Origin of the sequence: Streptomyces sp. CA-210063 (genome assembly GCF_024612015.1) — a bacterium.
GTDB lineage: Bacteria > Actinomycetota > Actinomycetes > Streptomycetales > Streptomycetaceae > Streptomyces.
On the sequence record NZ_CP102512.1, the window covers coordinates 9,202,772 to 9,218,969 of the forward strand.

The window sequence follows — 16,198 nt, forward strand, 5'->3', positions numbered from 1 at the left end:
GACTTTCGGCTTGGCCAGCCAGAGGATTTCGGGGGTGACACACTCCGCCGCCGGGCCCGTCGGCCCGGTCCTCCCCGCGGCCCTCGACGAGGCAGCCCACCGCTGCCTCGTCTCGGGCTTCGACGGTACGACGACCGTCCCCGACACCCTGAAACGGCTCATCGACCGCGGACTGGGTGGGGTCATCCTGTTCACCCGCAACATCCGCGACGCCGACCAGGTCCGCGAACTCACCGGCACACTGCGGACGTTGCGCCCGGACCTGCTGGTCGCCATCGACAACGAGGGCGGCGGCATCGGCCACCTGGTCGCCGCGGGCGCCCCCGAGGTGCCCGGCTCGTGGGCGCTCGGTGCCGCCGACGACCCCCGGCTCACCGCCGCGTGCGCCGACGCCCTGGCCGGCCACCTCCTCTCGCTCGGCATCACCGCCGCCTACGCGCCCGTCGCCGACATCCAGAGCCGGCCCGAGAACCCGATCGTGCGCACCCGTGCCTTCGGCGGCGACCCCGAGCTGGTCGCCCGGCATCTGCGCGCCTGGATCGAGGCCACCGAGGCACGCGGCGTGGCCTCCTGCGCCAAGCACTTCCCCGGCCACGGCGGGACCGTCACCGACAGCCACCACGAACTGGCGGTCGACCCACGGCCGTACGACCGGCTCGATCTCGCGCCCTTCAGGGCCGCCGTCGACGCGGGCGTGCCCATGCTGATGAGCGCCCATGTCGTGTTCCCGGCGCTCGACCCGGACCGCCCCGCCACCCTCAGCCCACGCATCCTCTCCGACCTGCTGCGTGGCGAACTCCGCTTCGACGGCGTCCTCGTCAGCGACGCGCTGGAGATGAAGGCCATCGCCGACCGCTACGGCGAGGCCGCCGGCGCCCGGCTCGCGCTCGCCGCCGGAGCGGACCAGGTCATCGTCGCCGTACCGGATCTGGAGGTCACCCTCGCCTGCCGGGACGCCGTGCTCGACGCCCTGCGCACCGGTGAACTGGCCGAGGCCCGCGTGACCGAGGCCGCGGAGCGGGTACGGCGGCTCGCGCTGCGGTACGCGGTGCCGTACCGGCCGGGTGACGTGGCCGAGTGGGACGCGGACGCCGGGCTGACGGCGGCGCGGCGGGCCGTACGGAGCGCGGGGCCGCTGCCGGAACCGGTGCCGGGCGCCCATGTCGTCGACTGCTTCCCGCCCCCGCACCCCGCCCTCAACTGGGGCGGCGAGGACCTCCTCACCGAGATCCGTGCCCTCGACCCGACGGCGACGGGAACGGCGGTCGCCGGGGAGCCGGACGACACCGAGGCCGTCGTGCGCGAGGCGCTGCGCGCCGCCGCAGAGCGGCCGCTGGTCGTCGCCGTGTGCGATGCGGAGCTGTACCTCTGGCAGGCGCGCCTGCGGGACGCACTGCTGGCGGCACGGCCGGACGCGCTGGTGGTCTCGACGGGGTTGCCGGAGGCGGGCGGTGCGGTGGCCGCGCAGGGGAGGGGACGGGTGAATCTGCGGGCGGCGGCCGAGGTGTTGGCGGGGCGGATGTCCTGACGGGGTCGAGCCACGGGCCGGGGCGGACCCCCTGACGGGGTCGGAGGCCGAAGCCGGAGTCCCGGTCGGCCGTGCCTCCGCCCCCGCCCGCCCGCCTCACTTCCCGGCGATCAGCTCCCTGATTCCCCGCGCCGCGAGGTACGCGGAGTCCTCCGTGCGCTCCGCCAGGACCACCGCCGGGCGGCTGCCCTCCTGTCGCAGGCGCATCCACGTGTCGAAGAACGCGCCGCCCGGGCCGGAGACCGAGCGCGTGGACCGGGTGCAGTCCAGGACGAGGGCCGTCGTGCGGGGAGCGGGCGGGGCGGCGGCCGTACGGATCTCGGCCACCGCCGTGGACAGGGCGTCCGCGATCGGCTTGGGGCGGCCCGTGGAGTCGAAGAGGCCGAGCGTGTACTCCAGTTCAGGGAAGTCGGCCAGGGAGCGGTCGACGTCGTGGGAGCACCACCAGGTGACGCCCCACAGGTGGGTGCAGCCGGCCGCGTTGAGGAGGGTGGCGCGGGCGAAGTCGGGGGCGTCGGCCGCCGGGATGTGCGGCTCGGGCGCCCCGGTCTCCTGGACCCAGACCGGGCGGGCCGGGTCGGTGGCGTAGGCGGCGGCCAGTTCCGTGCCGTACTCCGCGAGGTGGTGCACCTGCGGTGAGCGCGGGCCGTAGCGGCGGGCGCAGTCGGCGGAGAAGACCCAGGGGTGGACGGTGGTCAGGTCGCCCTTGCGGGCCGAGGCCTCGGGGGTGAAGGGGTGGTCGTCGCCGTACCAGGCGGCGTCGTACGCCGAGTGCGTGACCAGACCGCCGCCCTCGCCGAGCCCGTCCCGCGCGGCGGCCAGCAGGGTGTCCAGGTAGTGGTCGACCTCGGCCACGGACACCGGGTTGTGCTCGACCAGGTTGTTGAGCTCGTTGCCGAGCTGGAGGCCGATGAGATGGGGGTGGCCGGACAGGGCACGGCCCAGTGTGCGCAGCAGCAGCGCCTGGGCCTCGATCGCCTCGGGGTCGGTGAAGACGTTGCGGTGGTGCCAGCTGCGCGTCCACTCCGGGTAGAAGTCGAAGCTCGACAGATGGCCCTGCACGCCGTCCACGAGGACGTCGAGACCGCACTCGGCCGCCAGGTCCACCAGCCGGACGAGCTGGTCCACGGCCGACGCCCGGACCAGGGTGCGGTTCGGCTGGAGCAGGGGCCAGAGGTGGAAGACCCGGACGTGGTCCAGTCCCAGGTCGGCGATCTGCGCCAGGTCCTCACGCGCGAGCCCGGGATCGAAGTCGTGCCAGGCGTGGAACCAGCCGCGGCGTGGGGTGTAGTTGACCCCGAAGCGGAGTGCGGGCGCGGGCGAGGGCGGCGTGCTGATGGCGTCCTCCTCAAGAGATGGACCTTGTCTCCGGCGAATGTATCAACCACCATGGACAGCAATGAATAGTGATTTGAACCAAGGTCCCGCGGATTCGCCGACTGCCGGCGACTCCCCGGTCGCCGCTGCTTCCCCGGCCTACGTGGTCGGCCTCGACGCCGGCGGCACCCGGACCCGTGCCGTCCTCGCCGATCTGGGCGACGGCCGCGTCCGGGGCGAGGGCACGGCCGGGCCGGGCAACTCGCTGACCGTGCCCGGGCCGGTGCTTGCCGACCACCTCGCCGAGGCCGTCGCACAAGCCGTGCCCGAACCGCTGCGCGGGCGGGTGATCGCGGTGGCGGGCGGCTTCGCGGGGGCCGGCCACCAGGCCCAGGGCGCCGACGAGCCCGGTCGGCTGCGGGCCCGGGCCGCCCTGTCCGCCGCGCTCGCCCGGATCGGCATCGCCCCTGCCACGGTCGGCGTCCACAGCGACATCGAGACGACGTTCGCCGCGGCCCCCGGCCATCCCGCCGACGGGCTGGTCCTGGTGGCCGGCACCGGCGCCGTCGCGGCCCGGGTCGCCGGACGAGTGCCGACCGCGACCTCCGGCGGCGACGGCTGGCTCCTCGGGGACGACGGCGGTGGCTTCTGGATCGGCCGCGCTGCCGTACGGGCCGCCCTGCGCGCGGCCGACGGCCGGAGCGTGCCCACCGCGCTCGTCCGCGCCGTCGGCCAGGACCTCGGGCTGCCGGCGGAGGTCCTGCCCCCGGAAGGCTACGGTGCCGCCGCCGACGTCCCGTGGAGCGCCGAGCGGCGCACCGCCTACCGCGCCCGTCTGCTGCCCGCCGTCATGGACAGGCCGCCCGTCCGCCTGGCCGACCACGCGCCCGCGGTGGTGCGGACCGCCGAGGAGAAGGACGCCGTCGCCGTGCAGATCCTCCAGGAGGCCGCCCGCCGTCTGGCCGAGACCGTCGCGGCCCTGACGCCCCGCCTGGGTGAACCCCTCGTCGCCACGGGTGGCCTGCTCGCCCCGAACGGCCCCCTGCTGTTCCCGCTGACCGAACGCCTGGCCCCTTTCGGACTCGCCGTCGTCCCGGTGTCGGACGGCTCCCCGGGCGCCGTCGCCCTGGCCCGCCTCGCCCACGCCACCGGAGGCTGACCACCCCGCAGCCACGAAACCGTACGACGACCGCGACCGTACGAACGACCGCGACCGTATGAACGACCGCGACCAGACGACCCGCGACCGTACGACGACCGCGACCAAACGACCACCGCGCCCGTACGACCACCGCAGTGACGGACGACGCCGATGCCCCCGCGCCGACAAGGGCTTCCCCCATCCCGCGCCGACCAAGCCCATCCCGCGCCGACCAAGCCCATCCTGCCGACAAAGCTCTCCCACGCCGACAAGGACGACCCATGCCCCCTCAGGACCAGACGGTCGCCCCGGCCGCGACAGCCAAGCAGCCGCCGTACCTCGACCCGGCCGCCCCCCTCGACACCCGCGTCGCCGACCTCCTCTCCCGCATGACCCTGCGTGAGAAGGCCGGCCAGCTCAACCAGCGGATGTACGGCTGGGACGCCTACCGCCGCACCCCGGGCGGAGAGTTCGAACTCACCGACGCCCTGTACGCCGAGACCGAGCGCTTCGCGGGCCTCGGCGCCCTCTACGGCCTGATGCGCGCCGACGCCTGGTCCGGCGTCGACCACGGCCACGGACCCGGCGCCGAGGACAGCGTCGACCTCGCCGACCTGGTCCAGCGCCACGTCCTGGAACGCAGCCGCCTCCGCATCCCCGCCCTGTTCGTCGAGGAGGCGCCGCACGGCCACATGGCCCTCGACGGCACGGTCCTCCCCGTCAACCTGGCCGTCGGCGCCACCTGGGACCCCGCCCTGTACGAGAGGGCCGCCGCCCACGCAGCCGCCGAACTCCGCGCCCGCGGCGGCCACGTGGCCCTGGTCTCCGCGCTGGACATCGCCCGGGACCCGCGCTGGGGCCGTACCGAGGAGTGTTTCGGCGAGGACCCGTACCTCGCGGCCCGCCTCACCGAGGCGCTCGTCCACGGAATGCAGGGCACCGGAGAACTCTTCGCCCCCGACCGCGCCCCCGTCGTCCTCAAGCACTTCGCCGGCCAGGGCGCCACCGTCGGCGGCCGCAACTCCGCCGAGTCCGAACTCGGCACCCGCGAACTGCACGAGATCCACCTCCCGGCCGCCCGGGCCGGAGTGCGCGCGGGCGCCGCCGCCGTCATGGCCGCCTACAACGAGGTCGACGGCATCCCCTGCTCCGGCAACCGCGCCCTCCTCACCGGACTGCTCCGCGACCGCTGGGGCTTCCAGGGCCTGGTCATGGCCGACGGACTCGCCGTGGACCGGCTGGCCCGCATCACCGGCGACAAGGTCTCCGCGGGCGCCCTCGCCCTCGACGCCGGAGTCGACCTCAGCCTCTGGGACGAGGGCTTCACACACCTGGCGGAAGCAGTCGAGCGGGGCCTGGTGAGCGAAGCCGCCCTGGACGCCGCCGTCGCCCGCGTCCTGCGCCTGAAGTTCCGCCTCGGTCTGTTCGAGCACCCCTACACGCGCCGCGCGCCGGTCCCCGAGCACACCGGCCGGGCCCTGAGCACCGACCTGGCCCGCGCCTGTGTCACGCTCCTCCACAACCCGGCCGGCGTCCTCCCGATCGGGCCCTCGGTACGCCGTATCGCCGTGCTCGGCCCGCACGCGGCCACCATCGCCCACCAGCTCGGCGACTACACCGCCCCACAGCGCCCCGGCACCGGCGTGAGCGTCCTCGACGCACTGCGCCGCCTCGCCCCGGCCGGCACGGACGTCCGCCACGCCAAGGGCGCGGCCCTCACCGGCGCCGACCGCACCGGCATACCCGGGGCGATCGCCGAGGCCGCCGCGGCCGACGTGGCCGTGCTCGTGCTGGGCGGCAGCAGCGCGCGTACGCCCGACACGGAGTTCGACGCCAACGGCGCCGCGCGGACCGTCGTGTCCGAGATGACCTGCGGCGAGGGCGTCGACCTCGCGGGGCTGCGGCTGGGGGAGGCCCAGCACGCGCTGCTGGACGCGGTCGTCGCGACGGGCACGCCGACGGCGGTCGTCCTCATCCAGGGCCGCCCGCACGTGGTGCCCGAGACGGCGGGCGCGCTGCTCACCGCCTGGTACCCGGGCCCCTGGGGCGGCACCGCGATCGCCGAGGTACTGCTGGGACTCGCCGAACCCACGGGCCGACTGCCCGTCTCCGTGCCGCGCTCGGCGGCCCAACTCCCCGTCTACTACAACCACAAGGACACCGAGTACGGCGCCTACGTGGACGAGAGCGCCGAGCCGCTGCACTCCTTCGGGCACGGGCTGTCGTACACGAGCTTCGCGTACGGCCGACCACACCTCGCGGGGGCCGGCATCGAGGTCGATGTCACCAACACGGGAAAACGGCACGGCCGTACGGTCGTCCAGGCCTACCTGCGACGGCTGGTCACCCCCGTATGGCCGCGCACCCTCGAACTGTGCGCGTTCGAGGGTGTCGGCCTTTCGCCGGGTGAGCGCCGGACGATCTCCCTATCCTTTGAGGTGCCCCCCGGGGTCGGTGCCGTCGAGATCCGCGTAGCCGAGTCGGCGCGGGGGGCGCTCACCGTCGTACCCCTGGTCCTGGACCTGAGAGAGCGGCCTCAGAGCTTGACGGCCCCGGAGGACACCCCCTTGTAGAACCACCGCTGGGTGATCACGAACAGCACCAGCACCGGGATCACGGAGATCACCGAGCCCGCCATCACCATCCGCTGGTCGTAGCCGAAGGACGAGGACTGGAGGCGGGCGAGGCCCAGGGTCAGGGTGAAGTGGTCCTCGGTGCGCAGCACGATCAGGGGCCAGAGGAAGTCGTCCCAGGCGCTGATGAAGGTGTTGATGGTGACGACGAGGATGGCTCCCCACGCGGACGGCAGATACAGATGGCGGAACCGTTTCCACTCGCCCGCCCCGTCCAGCATCGCCGCGTCCTCGATCTCACGCGGCACGGCGAGGAACGCGGCCCGCATGATGAGGACGTTGATGGCGGCGACGAAGCCGGGCAGCCAGACGCCCGCCACGTGGTCGATCAGGCCGAGGTCACGGATGCTGAGGAACAGCGAGACCATGATCGACTCGAAGGGGAACATCATGGACGCCATCAGCAGCACCCAGACCAGCTTGCGGCCCTTCCAGCTCGGCTTGGAGAGCATGTAGCCGGCGAGCGTGGAGAAGACCAGCTGGCTCGTGACCGACAGCACGACGACGGCCATGCTGTTGCCGATGTACGTCCAGACCGGAACCTGCGCGAACACCTCGCGGTAGGCGCGCAGGGTCGGGTCGCTCGGGAAGAGAGAGGCGTTCGCGCCGAACACGTCCTCGCCGACGCCCTTCAGCGACGACAGCAGCTGCCACAGCAGCGGGCCGACGGTGATGCCGAGGACGAACAGCAACAGCAGGTAGCGCACGACGAGTTCGCGTGGCCGGCCGTAGTCCCGCCAGCGCGGCATCAGGCGCCGCCGCCGCTCCACCGGGGTCACGGCCGCCGCCGTCCGCTGCTCCTTCACGGCGGTGGTCATGACTCGTCCTCCTTCGTCAGGCGCTGCGCGAGCAGCGTGAGGCCCAGGGTGAGGACGAAGAGGGCGACGCTGACCGCCGAGCCGTAGCCCGCGTTGCCGGTGAGCGGGTCGAGGGCGACGTCCCGGATGTAGAAGGGGAGGGTGCGGTCGGCACCGCCGGGGCCGCCGGTGGCGCCGCCGAGCATGTAGATCTCGGTGAACACGCGCAGCGAGCCGATGCCGGTGAGGGTGCCGACCAGCATCATCGAGGTGCGGACGCCGGGCATCGTGACGTGCCAGAAGCGGCGGACCGGACCCGCGCCGTCGACCGCGGCGGCCTCGTGCAGCTCCTTCGGCACATTCCCCAGCGCGGCCAGGTAGAAGATCATGTACCAGCCGAGGCCCTTCCACAGGGTGAGCCCCATCGCGCACAGCAGGATCAGCCAGGAGTCGGACAGGAACGGGATCGCCGACCGGATGATGTGGGCCTTCTGCAGCCAGGTGTTGACCAGGCCGTGGTCGCTGAGCAGCCACTGCCAGCTCAGGCCGACGACCACGCTGGAGGCGAGGACGGGGGTGTAGAAGGCGGAGCGGAAGAAGCCGATGCCCGGCAGGTTCTTCTCCACCAGCACCGCCAGCATCAGCGGCAGCAGCACCATCAGCGGGACGACGATCACCGCGTACAGCACGCTGTTGCGGGTGGCGAGCCAGAAGTCGGAGTCGCCCAGCAGCCGCGTGTAGTTGTCCAGGCCCACGAACGAGGCGGCGCCGCCGAGCGGCTTGGCGTCGGTGAAGGACAACAGCAGCGTGTTGAGGAAGGGGTACACACCGAAGGCGGTGACGCCGATGATCGCCGGGGACATCCACAGCCACGGCAGCCACCAGCGTCGGTACAGCGCGGCGCCGCCCGCATCGGCGGTGGGGCCAGGCTTGAGGGCCCGCAACGGGCGGCGCCGGCCGCTCGGTTCCCCGGGGCGGGAGTCGCGGGAGGAGACCGCGACCCCCGATCCCTTGGTGGGGGGAGAGAGGGTGGTCATACTCAGCTGCCCTGCTCGATCAGCTCGTTGGCCTTCTTCTGGGCCTCGTCGAGGGCGTCCTGGGCGCTCTTCTTGCCCTGCATCGCCAGTTGGATCTGGGCCGAGATCGCGTTCAACTCGCCCGGGGTGAGGGCGATCTCGTCGGCCGTGGAGGTCTTGCGGTCACTCGCGACGATCTTGCGGGCCTCGGCGAACGGGTCGTCGCCCTCGACCGACTGGAAGAACGGGTCGTCCAGGGAGGCCGTGGTGGACGGGAAGATGACCACGTTCGGGTCCTTCGCCCACCCCAGCTGGTTCTCCGCGTTGGTCAGGAACTGCGCGAAGGACAGCGCGGTCGCCGCGTTCTTGCTGGTGGACGCCACACCTATGTACTGCGGGGCGCCGACGGTGTGGCCGAGGTCGTCCAGCATGAAGCGGGCGACACCGGTCTCCTCGTAGACGCTCGGGTTGTTCTGCTGGATGAACCGCAGGAAGTTGGGGTTCGTCGGGCCGTAGACCAGCTTGCCCTGGCCGTAGACGTTGGCCGGGTCCTGGGTGGAGGAGAGCGAGTCCCTCGGCATGCCGCCGCTCTTGTAGAGCTTCGTCATGGCCTCAACCCACTGCGCGGTCTTCGGGTCGTCGGCGAAGGTGAACTTCTTGCCGTCGGAGGACAGGATCTTGATGTCCATCTGCTGCCAGTCGGCCGGGATGCGCAACTGCGGGTTGGCGAGGAACGCGTAGTACTCGCCGTCCGAGGCCTCGGCCACCTTCTGGGCGTCCTCGAACAGACCGAGCACGGTCGTCGGAGGTTTGGCCGGATCCAGGCCCGCCTTCTTCATCAGGTCGGTGTTGAAGGTCTGCACGATGCCGCCGGAGTACCACGGCAGCACGCTGTGCACCTCGGTCCCGGAGGCGTCCGCGTACACGCTCGACTTCCACAGGTTGGGCACGAACGGCTCCCCCGCGTCCGGCGCCTTCTTGTCGAGGTCGAGGAGGTAACCGTTCTTGGTGAGCGCGATCGCCGTGTTGACGTTGATGTTCACCACGTCCGGCAGCGTGCAGCCCTGCGCGTCCGCGACCAGGCGCTGGGTGAACGTGGCGTCGCCCGGATCGTCGACCCACTTCACCGTGGTGTCCGGGTGGGCCTTCTCGAAGGCCTTGATCACGCCGTTGAAGTAGCCGCCGAAGTCCTTCTTCAGGTTCGTCGTCTGGAAGGTGATCGTGCCCTTGACGTCCCCGGTGAGCTTCCCGGATCCGACGTTGCCCTTGTCGACCTCGCAGCCGCCGGCGGTGGCGTCCCCGCTGTCGGAGCCGCCGCCCGACAGGCCGCATCCGGCGGCGGTCAGGGTGAGGGCGATGACGCCCGCCACACATCCGGTCAGTCTTCTCGCGCGCATGTTGCCTCCTGCGATCAGTCAGCTGCTGGTTCAAATCACCAACTTGGACTTCGATTGATGAAAAGGTGGACCAGAATTCATCGGAGGTCAATGGCTTGCCGTGTTGCTTTTCGGTTCCGGGGCGTTTCCGGCGTGTTCAGTGCCGGTGTTCGTGGTCGGGGTGCGACGGGTCGCCCGGGTGCTCGTGCCCCGGCGCGTACTCCACGTCGGCGCGGGCCCGGTCCAGCCAGTCGAAGAAGGCCTGGCGGCCCATGGCCCGCCGCAGCTCCCGCACCAGGTCGTCGTGGACGTCGTCGTACGGCAGGAAGTCCCCGGGCCCCGCCTCGCCGTACGGGTCGACGCCGCGCCGCAGCGCCTCCGCGGTGAGGAAACGGTCCGGATTGCGGTCGTAGTAGCCCCGTACGGCCTTCTCCGGCACCCTCTGCTCGGCCTCCAGCGCCGCCAGCAGGGTGCGCGCGGCGGGGGAGTGGACGAGCGCCACCGCGATGATGCTGCCCAGGTCGGCGACCTCGGCCCCGGACACCGCGAGTCCACGGGCCGGGGACACCTCGGGCGGCGGCGCGAGCCCGCGCGCGGCGCAGGCCCGCCGGGCCAGCTCGTCCGCGACCACCACCTGCGTCGCCCACCGCCTCCGCTGCCGCTCCGCCCGCGCCTGCCCCTCCGGCCGCGCCTCCCGGTCCCGCGCGGGCACAGCGTCCAGCACGGCGTCGACCCGGTCCCTACGGACGGCCTCACCACCCACCAGCGCGGCATAACCGCCCGGAGCCGCGTGGCCGTGCGGTGCGGCGTGTCCGGTGGGTGGCGCGTTTCCGGGTGGCGCGGCGTGGTTGCCCGGTTCTGTGGGGGTGCCGTGCGGTGCGGAGTGTCCGCTCGGCTCGGCGTGCCCGGTGGGTGGCGCGTTTCCGGGTGGGGCGGTGTGGTTGCCCGGATCCGCGTGGGTGCCGGGTGGTGTGTGGTCGTTCATGGGGTCACCTCCAGGACGACCGCCTCCGAATAGGCCACGCAGCCGTGCCAGCCGGCCTTCGCCATCAGCCAGTACGACCCCGGTGGCACCGCCGAGCCGTCCACCTCGACCAGGCACTCCGCGCTCTCCCCGGCGGCCAGGGTGAATCCCTGGAGCCCGGGTCCGACGCCCGCCCACGTCCCCCAGGACGACAGCGCCCACAGCGCCCCGCTCACCGGCCCCCGCGTCGTGTTCCGCACGCGCACCGGCACCCGCACCCGCTCACCCCGGCGCACCTCGACCCGGTCGACGCCCAGCTCCATCACGAGACTGGGCCCGGTCCGCCCGTCGGGCACGCCCTCCGCGGCCTCGCCGGGCACGTCCAGGGCGACCACGTCCTCGTACGTCTGCCCGCCGTACGCCAGCCGTGCGGCGAGCCGGTACCGGCCGGGGACCGGGTCCGGCGGCGGCGTCACGGTGACCTCGGTGAGCGAGAAGCCGCCGGGGCCGAGCGCGTAGGGCAGGTCGGCGGGCTCGGCGGTCCAGCCGGGCGGCACCTCCAGGGCGACCGTGCCCGAGACCGGCGCGTCGGTCAGCTCGGAGGAGACACGGACCGCCGCGGTGACCGGCCCGTCGACGGTGAGCGCGCTCGGCGAGAGGTACACGGCCACGGGCATGTTCCCCCGGGGCGCGGGGCCGGAGTTGTGCAGCCAGTACCGGGTGTGCACGGGCTGGGCGGGCTCGTGCGCGGCGACACCGGAGCCTCCGGCGGGGAGGCCGTCCGACGGCCAGGCGTGCGCGGTGGGTCCGCCGGACCGCGAGGCCTGAGCGGCGGTGACCGGCGAGGCCAGCACGGTGGCCACCTCGAACCCGGTGAGGTCCAGCTCCAACGCGCCGTCCGCGCCGGGGGCCAGAGGTTCGCCGGGCCGTTCCAGGACGTCCGCCCGGTTGCCGTCGGCCCACGCCGAGGGGCCCGTCAGCCGCGCCCGCACCGGCCGTCCGTCCACCTCGTGCGCCCGTACGACGACCCCGCGCGCGGGATCCGCCGGTGCCGTACCGCCACGGGCCAGCGGCGACCCGGCCGGCTTCAGCGCGTCCAACAGCACCCGGCCCTCGGGCTCCAGCGACAGCAGGGCGGCGGTCCTCGGCAGGCCGGCCGGTGTCCCGGCGGGCTCCCGCAGCCGTGCCGTGAGCGGATGATCGGGTTCCCGCAACCGCGCCGTCAGCGGATGGTTGAAGGCATGCCCCGCGCGCGGCCAGCTCAGGTCGCGCCAGTCGCCCTCGCCCGCGACGACGGCGTACTCGAAGGTGTGGGACCAGCGTTGCAGCTGGAAGCCGGAGCCGTCGGGGGCGGTGCGGCGGGGCGGGTCGACCCAGATGCCGGAGGGCCAGCCCGTGCAGGAGCGCATCAACGACATATAGAGGTCGCCGGAGGAGGTGACGACGCAGCCCGGGGTGCCCCGGTTGAGGATCGCGAAGCCACGGCCGTCCCAGGCGTCGCCCGGCGGCAGCGCCTCGCCACCGCCCGCCGCCGTGGCCCGTACGGTCGCGTCGTCCAGGTCGGCGATCAACGCGTCGACGGCCTTCGCGTCGTCCTCGGGGCGGGCGCCCGCGACCACGAGCAGCGGCAGCCGCTCCAGGTCGCGCAGGTCGGCGCCGGGCACCCACTCCTCGCGCAGCGAGGCACGCGGGGCCACCCACACCGCTGCCAGGCCGTCCTCGGCCAGCCGGCGGCGTAGTTCACGGGCGGCGGCCGGATCCCAGCCGAGGGCCTCGGCGACCAGGGAGTTGCGCTCCGGGCCGCCGACGGCGATCCGGATGTCGGGCAGGTTGGAGTCGACCTCCAGATCGCCGTAGCGGGGGCCGCCCGCGATCGTCGAGGTGGCCGTGACGCCCGTGCGGACCAGGGCCGCGGCGAGCGGGGTGCCCAGTTCGCCGGCGGTGTCCCAGTCGCTGAAGATCAGCTCGGCGACGCCGATGGACCGGTGCCCGAGCAGCGCGCCGGTGTCGTCGTGGACGGCGACACGGGCCGTGGAGCCGAGCCCGAACCAGGTGTTGGCCGGGTTGTCCAGCGTCCACGGGAACTGCTCGCTGTCCACCTCCACGAACCCGAAGCCGCGCCCGATCACCGCGTCCGCGACCTCGTGCACCGGCAGCCCGCCGCGCACGTCCGAGGGCCAGCGCACCCGGATCAGCCGGTCGGCGCCGTCGTAGCCGTCGACGGTCGTCGTCACGTCCAGCCGGTCGACGCCCGCCCAGAGTGTGAGCCGCTGGGTGTAGCGGAAGAGGCCCAGGTCGGCGCGGACGGTGATACGGGAGCCTGCGGACGAGTGTTCGACATCGATGTCGGCGGTGACGTCCCGACTGCGGGCGGCGGTGGTGCCGGTCGGGGTGAGGTGCCAGGGCCCCTCACCGAAGCGCGGGTGCCTCGGGTACTCCTCCTGCACCACCAGCTCGTTGCCGATGTCCCCGGGCCGCAGCAGCTCCCGACCGCCCTCGGCTCCGGCTTCGGCGAGCGCCCGCAGACTGCTGACGCCGCCACCTCGTGCGGGGTCGACGGTCACCTCGTAGAACTCGTTGCGGATCGTCGTTCCCTCACCGGCCGTCCAGCCGGCCACCGCGCCCTCGGCCAGGGAGAGCGCCTTGAGGCCCATGCCGGGCACCTGCGGCACGACGACCTTCAGTTCCCCGTCCTCGCTCACGGCCGGCAGCGGAAGCCCGGTGTGGTCCAGCGGGACCCGGCCGGGGTCGGCGACGGTGAGTACGTCCTCGCGCTGCCAGGTCGCGGAGTTGAAGACGACGAGGTCGGTGCCGTCGCCCGGCAGGGGCACGACGCGGTCGGCGAGTGCCTGGGTCGCGTCGGTGTGCACCTCCTCCGCCAGGTCGTGCAGCTCCCGCCAGCCGGTGAGCAGGTCGATGTAGACCTGGTCGGACTCCGAGCCGGTGATGGCGTCGTGGTGGGCGCCGTAGATCAGCTGCCGCCAGGCCTTGTCCAGGGCCGCGTCCGGGTAGGTGTGCCCGGTGGTGAGGGAGGCGAGGGTCGCCCAGGCCTCGGCGTCGGCGAGCAGCGCCTCGCCGTACCGCTGGGCCTGCTTGGTGTCGATGTAGGAGACGTCCTTGCCGGTGTACACCGGGTTCATGTCCCGGGTCTGCGGGGACGCCGTGCGCCCCTCCCGCTCCAGCTCGGCCCGTACGGCGGCGAAGAAGTCCCGGGGGATGCCGCTGATGAACCGGGGCCAGACATACCGTTCGTTCCAGTCGCGGTGGATGCCCATCACCCAGCGGCACGGCGGTGCGTAGTCGCCGCCGACCGGCAGCAGGACGTTGCGGGTGAGCGCGACCTTCTTCAGCCCCCGGAAGAGCTTGAGCGCGGCCGCCTCCGCCTCGGGCAGGGTGGGCGCGTTGTCGATGGCCCAGCCGGCGCCGTAGTGGTTCACCATGTACGCGGTCAGCAGCCCGCGCCCGGAGGGAGCGATCCAGCTGAACTCCGCCGGGAACTGCATCCGTTGGGGATCGCGCGGCTCCTCGCCGAACACCGACAGGGTCGGCCCCCACTGGTGGAACGGCCCGCGCGCCCACGAACTCGACGTGACGCCCGCGTCCGCCATCAGCCCCGGGAACTGCGGGTCGTGCCCGAACGCGTCCAGCTGCCAGGCCGTCTCCGGCGCGGCCCCGATGATCCCGCGCTGGAAGCCGTCGCCGTACAGCGCGTTGCGTACGGTCGCCTCGGCGCCGGTGAGGTTGGTGTTGGGCTCGTTGTAGGTGCCGCCCATGATCTCGACCCGGCCGGTGCGGATCAGCTGCCGCAGGAACGCCCGCTCCTCGGGGAAGGCGTCCCAGTAGGGCTTGAGGTAGTCGACCTCGGCGAGCACGAAGGTGTACGCCGGGTCGCGCCGGGCCAGATCGCAGTGGGCCCGCACCAGGCTCATCCCGCTCTGCCCGCGCGAGTCGAAGGTCCGGGCGGGCAGGCCCGTGACGGCCGGGTCGTCGGCGACGTCCCAGGTCTCGGTGTACGCGGCCTGGGTGTTCCACCAGACGGGGTCGTAGTGGAAATGGCTGACCATGAACATGGTCCAGCCGGGCTCAGCGACTGTGAACTCGGCGCTGCACAGGGCCACTTGGTCCCCGTCGACGGCGGTGACGGTGATCTCGCGGCGGTCGCCGGGAGCGAGGCCGTCGGTGGCCACGGGGATCTCGGCGCGTACGGTCCCGTCCTCGCCGACGGTGACGGCGCTCTCCCCGACGCCGCGCACGCCCGGGCCCTCCACGCTCAGCCGGACCGGCCGGCCGGGATCGTGCTCGATGTCGACGGCGACCACCTGATGCGGCTGGTCCTCCGTGCCGACGAAAAGCTCGGTCGACTCGACAGAGATGACGCGCATGGGGCTCCTACGAGTGCTCGGCGGAGCCCCATCCTGGCAGCGCGGGATGGCTCAATCAACCATGCATCGGAATATTGGTTGATTCATCCATACAAGATCCTGGCTGAGCCGGTGGGTGTCCGGCACCCCGTTGGCTCAGCGGGCCCGCCGGGACTTCACCGCGTGGGCCCCCGCGATGTGGTCGGTCAACGCCAGCGAGGCGCTCGCCCGCTGGTAGGAGAGCTGGCCGACGCGGACGTAGAGGCAGTCGATCAGCATCAGCACCGAGTGACGGGCGCCGATGCTGCCGGTGCGGAAACTGGTCTCGGACGAGGAGGAGATCAGCCGTACGTCGGCGGCGCGGGCCAGCGGTGAGCGCGGGTCGGCGGTGAGGGCGATGGTGGTGGCGCCGCGCTCCTTGGCCAGCTCGAACGGCTCGATCGTCTCCCGGGTGGCGCCGGAGTGGGAGATGCCGATCGCCACATCCGCCGGGGTCAGCAGGGCGGCGGAGGTGGTCGCCGCATGCACCTCGGTCCAGCCGCGCACCGCGCAGCCGATGCGGAACAGCCGGGTCTCCGTCTCCTGGGCGACCGCGCCGCTGCCGCCGACGCCGTACACGTCGACGCGCCGGGCGCGGGCCACTGCCTGGGCCGCGCGCTCGACGGAGTCCAGGTCGATCCGGTCGATGGTCTGCTGGATGGCCCGCAGGTCGGCGGTGCCGACGACCTGGACGACCCGCTCCAGGCTGTCGTCGGGGGAGATGTCCGGGCCGATCTCGGTGTTGCCCCACTCGGAGGACTCGCCCCGGCCCCGCTCCTGCGCCAGCTCGATCAGCAGATGCTGATAGGAGTCGAGGCCGATGGCGCGGCAGAACCGCGTGACCGTGGCCTGGGAGGTTCCGGTGCGGCGGCCCAGCTCCGCGGCCGAGCAGTGGGTGACGGCGGCCGGATCCTCCAGGATCAGCTCGCCGACCTTCCGCAGGGAGCCGGCCAGCCGGGGCAACTCGGTGCGGATCAGGGTGGTGACATCGGTCGAGGGCATGCAGAGAAGGTATCAGCCACCCGT

Annotated in this window: 10 protein-coding genes; 3 read left to right on the top strand and 7 right to left on the bottom strand. The window is 73.0% G+C overall.

Annotated features, from left to right (window positions below):
• Window positions 1–34 precede the first annotated feature (34 nt).
• Window positions 35–1,528: a glycoside hydrolase family 3 N-terminal domain-containing protein gene (locus JIX56_RS40295; RefSeq protein ID WP_257548473.1), complete on the top strand. Its 1,494-nt coding sequence runs from the start codon at window positions 35–37 to the stop codon at window positions 1,526–1,528.
• Between the two features lie 96 nt (window positions 1,529–1,624).
• Here the strand turns inward: JIX56_RS40295 and JIX56_RS40300 are convergent, their stop codons facing one another.
• Entirely contained in the window at window positions 1,625–2,905 is a 1,281-nt protein-coding gene (locus tag JIX56_RS40300; RefSeq protein ID WP_443032081.1) for a glycoside hydrolase 5 family protein, read from the bottom strand.
• A gap of 34 nt (window positions 2,906–2,939) precedes the next feature.
• Between JIX56_RS40300 and JIX56_RS40305 the strand changes: the two genes are divergently transcribed.
• Both JIX56_RS40305 and JIX56_RS40310 read left to right on the top strand, forming a co-directional pair.
• Complete coding sequence (locus JIX56_RS40305) at window positions 2,940–4,004, top strand: BadF/BadG/BcrA/BcrD ATPase family protein (protein ID WP_443031950.1); 1,065 nt, start codon at window positions 2,940–2,942, stop codon at window positions 4,002–4,004.
• 263 nt (window positions 4,005–4,267) lie between these two features.
• The gene (locus JIX56_RS40310) at window positions 4,268–6,559 is read left to right on the top strand and encodes a glycoside hydrolase family 3 N-terminal domain-containing protein (RefSeq protein ID WP_257548475.1); all 2,292 of its coding nucleotides are present in this window, start codon (window positions 4,268–4,270) and stop codon (window positions 6,557–6,559) included.
• Here JIX56_RS40310 and JIX56_RS40315 read toward each other — a convergent pair.
• The 6 genes from JIX56_RS40315 to JIX56_RS40340 all read right to left on the bottom strand — a co-directional run bounded on the left by JIX56_RS40315 (window position 6,523) and on the right by JIX56_RS40340 (window position 16,174).
• Window positions 6,523–7,437 carry a carbohydrate ABC transporter permease gene (locus JIX56_RS40315; RefSeq protein WP_257548477.1) on the bottom strand — a complete coding sequence of 305 codons (915 nt, stop codon included), beginning with the start codon at window positions 7,435–7,437 and terminating at the stop codon, window positions 6,523–6,525. The two genes, JIX56_RS40310 and JIX56_RS40315, sit on opposite strands and share 37 nt — an antisense overlap.
• Complete coding sequence (locus JIX56_RS40320) at window positions 7,434–8,453, bottom strand: carbohydrate ABC transporter permease (RefSeq protein ID WP_257548479.1); 1,020 nt, start codon at window positions 8,451–8,453, stop codon at window positions 7,434–7,436. Before JIX56_RS40320 ends, JIX56_RS40315 begins: the two co-directional genes overlap by 4 nt.
• A gap of 2 nt (window positions 8,454–8,455) precedes the next feature.
• A complete protein-coding gene (locus JIX56_RS40325; protein ID WP_257548481.1) occupies window positions 8,456–9,829 on the bottom strand; it encodes an extracellular solute-binding protein in 1,374 nt (457 codons plus the stop codon).
• 136 nt (window positions 9,830–9,965) lie between these two features.
• Window positions 9,966–10,574, bottom strand: a complete 609-nt coding sequence (locus JIX56_RS40330) for a peptidyl-prolyl cis-trans isomerase (RefSeq protein WP_257551394.1) — start codon at window positions 10,572–10,574, stop codon at window positions 9,966–9,968.
• A 215-nt stretch (window positions 10,575–10,789) separates the two neighbouring features.
• Window positions 10,790–15,154 carry an NEW3 domain-containing protein gene (locus JIX56_RS40335; RefSeq protein ID WP_257548482.1) on the bottom strand — a complete coding sequence of 1,455 codons (4,365 nt, stop codon included), beginning with the start codon at window positions 15,152–15,154 and terminating at the stop codon, window positions 10,790–10,792.
• Window positions 15,155–15,289: 135 nt separating this feature from the next.
• Window positions 15,290–16,174, bottom strand: coding sequence for a MurR/RpiR family transcriptional regulator (locus JIX56_RS40340; RefSeq protein WP_257548483.1), 885 nt, complete (start codon window positions 16,172–16,174; stop codon window positions 15,290–15,292).
• Window positions 16,175–16,198: the final 24 nt, after the last annotated feature.